The following is a 9,079-nucleotide window of genomic DNA, read 5'->3' on the forward strand; positions in this document are numbered from 1 at the left end:
GCCGCTGCCGCAACGGATTCTGGAACTCCCTGCGGCCTGGGAGTTCAGCCGTGGCGGCGGACAGAAGGTCGCGGTGATCGATACCGGCGTGAACCGGCATCCGCGGCTGCCCGCGCTGCAGCCCGGCGGAGATTTCGTGTCCACCTCCGACGGCACCAGCGACTGCGACGGCCACGGCACGCTGGTCGCCGGCCTGATCGCGGCGCGGCCGAGCCCCGACGACGCGTTCTCCGGCGTCGCGCCCGACGCGGAGATCCTGGCCATCCGGCAGCTGAGCCTGGCGTACGAGCCGAAAGACCGGGCGCGCTCGGAGGTTCCGGGAAAGATCGCCAGCGCCGGGTACGGCAACGTGCTGACCCTGGCCGCCGCGGTCGTGCGTGCGGTGGACCTCGGTGCGGGCGTGATCAACATCTCCGAGGTCGCCTGTTCGCCGACGGGCGCGGACCCGGCCGACGGCGCACTCGGCGCGGCCGTCAAATACGCCTACGATCGAAATGTGGTCGTGGTGGCCGCGGCCGGAAACATACAGCAGGGTGGGGCATGTGATGGCCAGAACGAGGGAACAGGATGGGGCGCGGTGCGTACCGCGGTGAGTCCGGCCTGGTTCGCGCCCTATGTGCTGTCGGTCGCCTCGGTGGAGGCCGATGGCACCGTCTCGCCGTTTTCCATCCATGGTCCATGGGTGGGCGTCGCGGCCCCGGGACGCAATATCGTTTCGCTGGACAGCAAGCCGGGCGCTACCGGTCTGGTCGATTCGGTGCAGACCGCCGAGGGCGTCGGATCCATTGACGGGACCAGTTTTTCCAGCGCCTACGTGTCCGGGCTGGCCGCGCTGGTGCGGGCACGATTCCCGCAGCTGTCCGCGCAGCAGGTGATCGACCGGATCACCCGCACCGCGCAGCAACCCGGCTCCGGGCGCGACGACCGGATCGGCCACGGCCTGATCGACCCGCTCGCCGCGCTGACCGCCCAGTTGCCCGAACGCCCGGTGAACGCGGGAGCCGATGTGGCGCGGCCGATTCCGCCGCCTCCGCCACCCCCGTATGTCGATCCGACGCCGCGTCGCGTCGCGACCATTGGCGCCATCGTGCTGCTGTCGCTGCTCGGCATCGGATACGCGCTGTCCGTTCCGTTCCGCCGGGGCCGCGGCGTCGTCGACCCGGCGGAGACCGGAGAAGGACTGTAGGACATGGCCACCGAAGGTTTCGTGCGCAGGCCTCGCATCGCGCCGCCACGGGCGCCCGGCGGCGAAGTCGCGCTGACCGCACCGCCGGAGATTCCCCGCCCGATACCCACCGGGCTGCTGATGAAGCTCATGCCGGTGGTGATGGTGGTCGCCGTGGTCGGCATGATCGCGATGATGGTCATGATGGGCCGCAGCCTGCTGGCCAATCCGTTCATGATGATGTTCCCGATGATGATGATCATGTCGATGGTCGGCATGATGGCGGGATACCGGGGCGGGGGCGGACCGAAGAAGGCCGCCGAGCTCAACGAGGAACGCAAGGACTACTTCCGGTACCTGGACCAGGTGCGCAAGGACGTCCGCAAGACCGGGCGCGCGCAGCTCGACGCGCTGCTGTGGAGTCATCCGGACCCGGCCGATCTCCAGTCGCTGGTCGGAACCCGGCGCATGTGGGAGCGCCGCCCCAACGACCCGGATTTCGGGCACGTGCGCGTCGGCGTCGGCAGCCACCGGTTGGCGACCAAGCTGGCCAGGCCGGAGACGGGTCCGCTGGAGGATCTGGAGCCGGTGTCGACGGTGGCGCTGCGCCGTTTCGTGCGCACCCATTCGGTGGTGCACAGCCTCCCGACCGCGATCTCGCTGCGCGCGTTCCCGGCCATCAACATCGAGGGCGACCCAGCACAGACCCGCATGCTGGTGCGGTCGATGCTGATGGAGTTCACCGCGTTCCACGGACCCGACCACACCGCGGTCGCCATCATCTGCGGCGATCCCGATGACGAGGCGTGGTCGTGGGCGAAATGGCTTCCGCATCTGCAACATCCGGTCGATCGCGACGGCATCGGATCGGCCCGCATGATGTACCGGTCGCTGGGCGAACTCGAAACCGCCATGGCCGCCGAGCTGCTCGAACGCGGCCGGTTCATGCGTAACGCGCAGCCGACCGCGGGCCGGATCCATTTACTTGTCATCATCGACGACGGTTTCGTCAGCGGAACCGAGCGGATCGTCAGCGACGCGGGCCTGGATTCGGTGACCGTGCTCGACCTCACCGCGCCGCAGACCGGTCTCGCCGTGCGCCGCGGCCTGCAACTGGTGGTGTCGGACGGGTGGGTCGCCGCGAAATCCGCCGCAGGCACCGAACGATTCGCGACCGCGGACTCGGTGAGCCTGGCCGAAGCCGCAGCGCTGGCCCGTGACCTGGCTCGATACCGGGTCGCGACCGCGGCGCAGATCGTCAGCCTCGGTGACGAGACGCGCGTCGTCCCCGGTCTGATGGCGCTGCTGAAGATTCCGGACGCCGCCCAGATCGACCCGGCCGTGGTGTGGCGCCCGCGCAGCGACCGGGAGCGACTACGCGTGCCGATCGGCGTCACCCCGGACGGCACACCGGTGGAGATCGACATCAAGGAGTCCGCCGAGAACGGCATGGGCCCGCACGGCTTGTGCATCGGCGCGACGGGTTCGGGTAAGTCCGAGTTCCTGCGCACCCTGGTGCTCTCGCTGGTCGCCACCCATTCGCCGGACCTGCTCAATCTCGTGCTGGTCGACTTCAAGGGCGGCGCGACCTTCCTCGGCCTGGAATCGCTGCCGCACGTCGCCGCGGTGATCACCAACCTCGAGGAAGAACTCTCGATGGTCGACCGCATGAAGGACGCGCTGTCCGGCGAGATGAACCGGCGTCAGGAACTGCTGCGCTCGGCGGGCAATTTCGCCAATGTCACCGAGTACGAGAAGGCGCGCGCCGCAGGCGCCCAGCTCGACCCGCTGCCCGCGCTGTTCGTCGTGGTCGACGAGTTCTCCGAACTGCTCTCCCAGAAGCCGGATTTCGCCGACCTGTTCGTGATGATCGGCCGTCTCGGCCGCTCGCTGCGGGTGCATCTGCTGCTGGCCTCGCAGCGCTTGGAGGAGAACAAACTGCGCGGCCTGGACAGCCACCTGTCCTATCGCATCGGTCTGCGCACCTTCTCGGCCAACGAATCCCGCGCGGTGCTCGGTATCACCGACGCCTATCACCTCCCGAGTGTGCCCGGTTCGGCCTACCTCAAGAGCGACGCGGACGACCCGCTGCGGTTCAACGCCGCCTATGTGTCCGGCCCCTACGTTTCGCCACGCGGCAGCCAGCAGGTGGACGGTCGCGCGGTCGGTGGCCAGTCACCGGTTGTCTTCACGGCGAGCACAGTGGAGGAGCGGGAGCAGGCCAACGCCGCCGAAAGTGCCGCCCCGCACGGCCTTCCCGAGCTCCCCCCGCCCCCTGGATCGCTCGAGCTGCCGCCTCCGCCGGGCCGGCTCGACCTCGCGGAGGAACCGGTCGAGGTCGCCCGGACGGTCGAGGCGGTGCCCGCGACCCTGCTGCAAGTGGTGGTCGGACGCCTGACCGGTCACGGCAGGCCCGCGCACGAGGTCTGGTTGCCGCCGCTGGACGAATCGCCCTCGGTGGACATGCTGCTGCCCGATCCGGACTGGAAGTCCCCGGTGAACCGGCACGGTCAGCTGTGGATGCCGATCGGTGTCATCGACAAACCCTACGAGCAGCGCCGCGACGTGCTGGTCATCGATCTGTCCGGAGGACAGGGCAATCTGGCCGTGGTCGGCGGTCCGCAGTCGGGCAAGTCGACCACCCTGCGTACGGTCATCATGGCCGCAGCGGCCACGCACACCCCCGAGCAGGTGCAGTTCTACTGCCTGGACTTCGGCGGCGGCACCCTGGCCGGCCTGGCCGACCTGCCGCACGTCGGTTCGGTCGCGGGACGGCTCGAGATCGACCGGGTCCGGCGCACCGTCGCGGAGATGACCACGTTGCTGCACCAGCGCGAGGAACGCTTCCGTGAGCTGGGCATCGAGTCGATCCACGAGTTCCGCAGGCGCAAGGCCAAACTGGCCATGATGACCGAGACCGAGCGCGCCGCCGACCCGTTGTCGGAGGACCTGTTCGGCGACGTATTCGTGGTCGTCGACGGCTGGCCCACCATTCGCGCGGAATTCGACGTGCTGGAACCGGCGTTCAACGCATTGGCCGCCCAGGGCCTGTCCTACGGCATCCACCTCATGGTCTCGGCTAATCGCTGGGCGGAGATCCGGCCGGCCGTCAAGGACCTGATCGGCACCCGGCTGGAGTTGCGCCTCGGTGACCCGGCGGATTCCGAAATGGACCGGCGCACCGCGGTGCTCGTCCCGATGGGGCGTCCAGGCCGCGGCCTGACGCCCGGCAGTCTGCACATGCTGATCGCGTTGCCGCGGCTGGATTCCGACTCCGATCCGCAGACCCTGCCCGAAGGTGTCGGCGCCGCCAAACAGCAGCTCAACGAGCTCTACGGGGGCAGGCGCGCCCCCGAGGTGCGGATGCTGCCCATGGAGATTCCGCGCGAACAGGTCCTCGCGGCGGCGGGAGCTCGTGGCATCGAACAAGGGCCGACCCGCGTGGTCGTCGGCCTCGGCGAGTCCGAATTGCAGCCGCTCGTCCTCGATTTCGGTGCACAACCGCATTTCATGGCCTTCGCCGACGTGGAATGCGGCAAGACCACGCTGCTGCGCAACATCGTGCTCGGCATCGCGGAGAACTCGACCGCCGACCAGGCCAGGGTGATCCTCATCGACTACCGGCGCACCATGCTCGGCGTGCTGGAAGGCGACCAGCTGGCCGGCTATTCGACGTCGTCGCAGACCTCGGTCGGCATGATCAAAGAAGTCGCCGGGTATCTCGCCAAACGCATTCCGGGCTCGGACATCACGCCGCAGCAGCTGCGGGAGCGCAGTTGGTGGAGCGGGCCGGAGATCTACATCGTCGTCGACGACTACGACATGGTCGCCGTCGGCCAGAATCCGCTGGAACCACTGCTGGAATTCCTGCCCCAAGCGCGCGATATCGGCATGCATCTCATCGTCACCCGGCGCTCCGGCGGCGCGTCGCGGGCCCTGTACGACAAGGTGCTCGGCCGCATGAAGGAGATCTCGGTCGACGCGCTGCTGATGAGCGCGCCCAAGGACGAGGGCAAGTTCCTGGGCGACATCCGTTCGGCCAAGCTTCCACCGGGGCGGGGCACCCTCATCTCGCGCAGCAGGGAACCGGAGATGATCCAGATCGCCTATCTGCCCTCGCTGTAATCCGCGGCTGGTCAGTTGTTCGGTCGCGGTGGCCCCAGAATCACCGAATGGCCGGGACGGCCGATGGCGGGGACCGGCACCGGCCGCGCCTGATCCCAGCTGCAGGCCCTGCGCTCGAACAGCGCGCGGGAGGGCCCCTGCGCTGCCGGCCCCGCGACGCGGACCAGCCGGAATCCGGCCGAGCGGTAGTAGTCGTGCAGGCCGGTGTTGGTGGTCCAGGCGTCCAGGCGAACCCACTCGCGCCGCCGTTGGCGCGCAAGCGTTCCCGCGTGGGCGAGCATGTGATGGCCTACGTGCTGGCCGGCGAATCGCAGGTCGACGATCATGAAGTGGACGATCACCGCGTCGTCCAGTTCCCACCGCGACCACAGGCCGGCATCGGCGCGGTCGTTGACCGTGATGGTACCCGCCGGTTCGCCCGCGACCTCGGCGATCCAGGTCTCGCCCGCGTCCAGCGATCGGCCGACCGCGCGAGCGAAGATCTCGATGGGCAGGCCGCGTCCGGCGACCGTCCACTGGTCGGAGCCGCGCGCGGTGAGCCACGCCGTGCGCTGGACCCGCAGGCGGCAGATCATGCCGAGATCGCCGAGCGTCGCTTGGCGGAGCACGATCGTCATGGTTTACGCGGGACCGAGCTCGTGCGATCTGGCGAGCGTGGCCCGGATGACGGCCGTGCCTTCGGTGTCGCCGAGCTCGTAGGCCAGGCGATTGCCGGTGGCGAGCGAGCGATGACGGGTGGCGCGGGTGACTCTTTCGTGGTTGGCGCCGATCCGCAGGTGATCGAGCAGGACGGTGCCCGACGCTACGCCGAGCACGATGGCTTCCTCCGCGGTGGCGGGCCGGGCGACAAGTGTGTCGCGGTGCGCGGTCTCCGCGTGGCCCCGGTCGGCGAGGCGGCGAGTAGTGCCTTCCGGAATATCGTGCGGGGAGTCGATTCCGGTGGCCTCGGCCAGATCTCGGGGGTAGAAGCTGACCTCCCAGGACCAGGGCTCATGGTCGAGATACTGCACCACTGTCCTGGCCAGTACCCAGGAGTCCGGCGGCACGCCGAGCCAGGACGCCACCTCGCGGCTGGCCGGCTCCATCTTGGCGCTGAACTCCTTCGACGGCTCCCGGTTCGCGGCCCGCGCGACCTCCTCGAAGATGTCGTGCTCGGTCTTCGGCCGGTCGGGCCGGATATGATCGGTGACAACGGATTCCAGCACTTCCTGGCTTCGCACGATGGTTCCGCGGGAAGTAGCGGTGTAGACGAGATTTTCGGTTACCAATACCTGGATGGCGTTGCGGGCGGTGGTAATCGAGACCTGCATTTGATCGGCAAGCTCGGAATGACTGGGCAGTCGATCGCCCGGCTTCCACTTGGCTGCGCGGATCTCCTCGCGGAGGAGGTCTGCGATCCGGTGATACGTCGGACCGTCCGCCATCTTGCTCCTCGGTTGGTCATGCAGGTAACGAAGTGTACTCTTCGTGACTCCCTACGGCCGGGTAACGCTTGACAGGCGACTTCAGAGGTTTATTGTAATGAACGTCCTGATCCGGTGTTGTGCGGCGATGACGGCGAGGCAACGTGGCAGGTTCGGATACAACGGTCGTAATGGCCCTCCCCGGCACACCGAGGTGTGTCGATCCTTCGGTGCGTTCTTCGGCGCCGGGACCACTTCCCATGTCCGACCTACTAGTTCGGGCGTGTCGCGGCCACCGGGTGGTCGGCGGTCCACTGCTCTGGTTCGCTCGTGACCTGGCGGTGCTCCATGAACGCCGACTCGTCGGTCGTGGCGGTTCGGTGGACACCTCCGTCGCGGTGATCCGCGAAATCGAGCGCCGCAGAATAGAGTTGGTGATGGCGATCGACGACTGGGTGGCGCGCAGCGTGCCGCAGCATCGGCTCGGCGCCACCTTGCACACCGAGACCGTTGGCGCGGTGATCGACCGGCTCGCCGAGTCCTCGGTGCGGGCGCACCACGCGTTGATGACGTTGGACGCGCACGACGATCTGTTGCACAACGCCTGGCATCATCTCGCCGAACTCGCCGACGCCTACGACGATCTGGTGCGCGATGTCATGGCGGGCCGGCGGCGTCTACCCGAGTGGTGAGCTGACTCGCGCACGCGGGCCGGAGCAGGCTCCGGCCGGCGTCACGGGTTGTAGCGGCGGTGATCGGTGGCGAAATCGTCGGCGACGGTCGCGGCCAATTCCACATAGGCCCGCTTGGTCTGCTTGTGCAGCCGGTGCAGATCGATCTCGGCGCCCTCGGACAGGTGCTGGTCGTACGGAATGATATGCACCGCGCGGCAACGCGACAGGAAGTATTCGCGCAGCTGCTGGACACCGACATTCGGTGACCCCTCGCGTGGCAGGTTGATCACCACGACCGCGTTGCGGACCAGGTGATCGTGGCCGTGCAGCGATAGCCAGTCCAATGTGGCGGCCGCACTGCGGGCGCCATCGATTGCCGCCGAGGAGATCAGCACCAGCGAATGCGCCAGGTCGAGCACCCCGGTCATCGCCGAATGCATCAGGCCGGTACCGCAGTCGGTGAGGATGATGTTGTAGAACCGCTGCAGGATGCCGGCCACCGCGCGGTATTCCTCATCGCTGAACGCCTCCGAGGCGGCCGGATCTCGTTCGCTGGCGAGCACTTCCAGTCGGCTGGTGCCTTGCGAGGTGTGTCTGCGCACGTCCGAGTACCGCTGGATCGAGGGATCGAGCAGCAGATCGCGCACGGTGGAGCGGGTTTGCAGCGGCACCCGCTGCGACAGCGTGCCGAAGTCCGGGTTGGCGTCCACCGCGATCACCCGGTCGCCACGGATCGACGCGAAGATCGACCCGAGACCCATGGTGGTGGTGGTCTTTCCGACACCGCCCTTGAGCGAGAGCACCGCGATGCGGTAATCACCGCGGACCGGCTGCCTGATCCGCGCAACGAGTTCCTGCAGTCGGCGCTCCTCGGCGGACATGCCCGGGTTGATCGCGCCGCCGGACACGTGGTGCACGGCCTTGCGCCACCCGGACCCCGGCGCCCGCTTGGCCCGCCGCAACGGCACGTCGTCCAGCGATGGCTGCTGGAATGGCGCCCCCGCCTGCGGGTTCGGCTGCTGGGCAGGGGGCTGAGCGTAACCCTGCGGATTGCCCCATTGCCGGCCACCCGCCTGCGCGGCTTGTCCGTAGTCCTGCGGTTCGGGGTGCTGTTGCGCGGGCGGCGCGGAATATGGCGCCTGGCTGCCCTGCACAGGGTTCTGCTCGGCGGCATGGCGCCATTGGTCGGCAGGTTCGCCGACCGGTGCCCGCCCACCCGCGAATGGGGCAGGGTGCCCAGTGGAATCGACCGGTGCGGTGCCGGCGTGCGGGGCGGTATCGCGCCAGTGGTCGGTAGGAGCCTGTTGGGGCGCGACTGGTGCCGGTCCACTACCGGACTGCGGTGCGTAACCCGGATATTCGGTGGCGAAGTCGGCCGGAGCATCCGGACCCGGCGCGACATTGCCCACCTCGCGGTGGGGCATCTGCTGGGTTACCTGCTGATCGAATGCCGGCGCCTGCTCGGCCGGGGCCTGGGCGACCGGCAGCTCGCTCGTCTCGGTGGGCAGCCGATGTCGTCCGCCGACCGGCCGTGCCGAAGCGGCGCCGACTTCCGCGGCGCTCGTCCAGCCCGACGTCGCGACGCCCAGATCCCCTTGCGGGCGCGGCGGATTCGCCGCTGTTCCCGGTTGTCCGGTCGTCTCGTTCGTCGGCGCTGTGCCTTGCAGCCCGGTGCCTTGCAGCCCGGTGCCTTGCGGCGAGGTGCCTTGCGG

The 9,079-nt window shown here is 68.6% G+C and carries 6 protein-coding genes; 3 read left to right on the forward strand and 3 right to left on the reverse strand.

Annotated features, from left to right (window positions below; all coding sequences use genetic code 11):
- Together mycP and eccCa are read left to right on the forward strand one after the other, a co-directional pair.
- A partial coding sequence (mycP, locus tag NA4_RS35805) for a type VII secretion-associated serine protease mycosin (protein ID WP_067480104.1) occupies nucleotides 1-1,186 on the forward strand: 1,186 nt, incomplete at its 5' end.
- 3 nt (nucleotides 1,187-1,189) lie between these two features.
- Nucleotides 1,190-5,290: a type VII secretion protein EccCa gene (gene eccCa, locus NA4_RS35810; RefSeq protein WP_067480106.1), complete on the forward strand. Its 4,101-nt coding sequence runs from the start codon at nucleotides 1,190-1,192 to the stop codon at nucleotides 5,288-5,290.
- Between the two features lie 11 nt (nucleotides 5,291-5,301).
- Here the strand turns inward: eccCa and NA4_RS35815 are convergent, their stop codons facing one another.
- Nucleotides 5,302-5,907, reverse strand: coding sequence for a GNAT family N-acetyltransferase (locus NA4_RS35815; RefSeq protein ID WP_084497753.1), 606 nt, complete (start codon nucleotides 5,905-5,907; stop codon nucleotides 5,302-5,304).
- A 3-nt stretch (nucleotides 5,908-5,910) separates the two neighbouring features.
- Nucleotides 5,911-6,714 carry a GntR family transcriptional regulator gene (locus NA4_RS35820; protein ID WP_067480108.1) on the reverse strand — a complete coding sequence of 268 codons (804 nt, stop codon included), beginning with the start codon at nucleotides 6,712-6,714 and terminating at the stop codon, nucleotides 5,911-5,913.
- Between the two features lie 239 nt (nucleotides 6,715-6,953).
- Between NA4_RS35820 and NA4_RS35825 the strand changes: the two genes are divergently transcribed.
- Nucleotides 6,954-7,385, forward strand: coding sequence for a DUF4254 domain-containing protein (locus NA4_RS35825; protein ID WP_245671750.1), 432 nt, complete (start codon nucleotides 6,954-6,956; stop codon nucleotides 7,383-7,385).
- Nucleotides 7,386-7,426: 41 nt separating this feature from the next.
- Here the strand turns inward: NA4_RS35825 and NA4_RS39775 are convergent, their stop codons facing one another.
- A complete protein-coding gene (locus tag NA4_RS39775) occupies nucleotides 7,427-8,791 on the reverse strand; it encodes a MinD/ParA family ATP-binding protein (protein ID WP_444980050.1) in 1,365 nt (454 codons plus the stop codon).
- Nucleotides 8,792-9,079 lie beyond the last annotated feature (288 nt).

This window comes from Nocardia amamiensis NBRC 102102 (genome assembly GCF_001612745.1).
In the GTDB taxonomy this organism is placed as follows: Bacteria; Actinomycetota; Actinomycetes; order Mycobacteriales; family Mycobacteriaceae; genus Nocardia; species Nocardia amamiensis.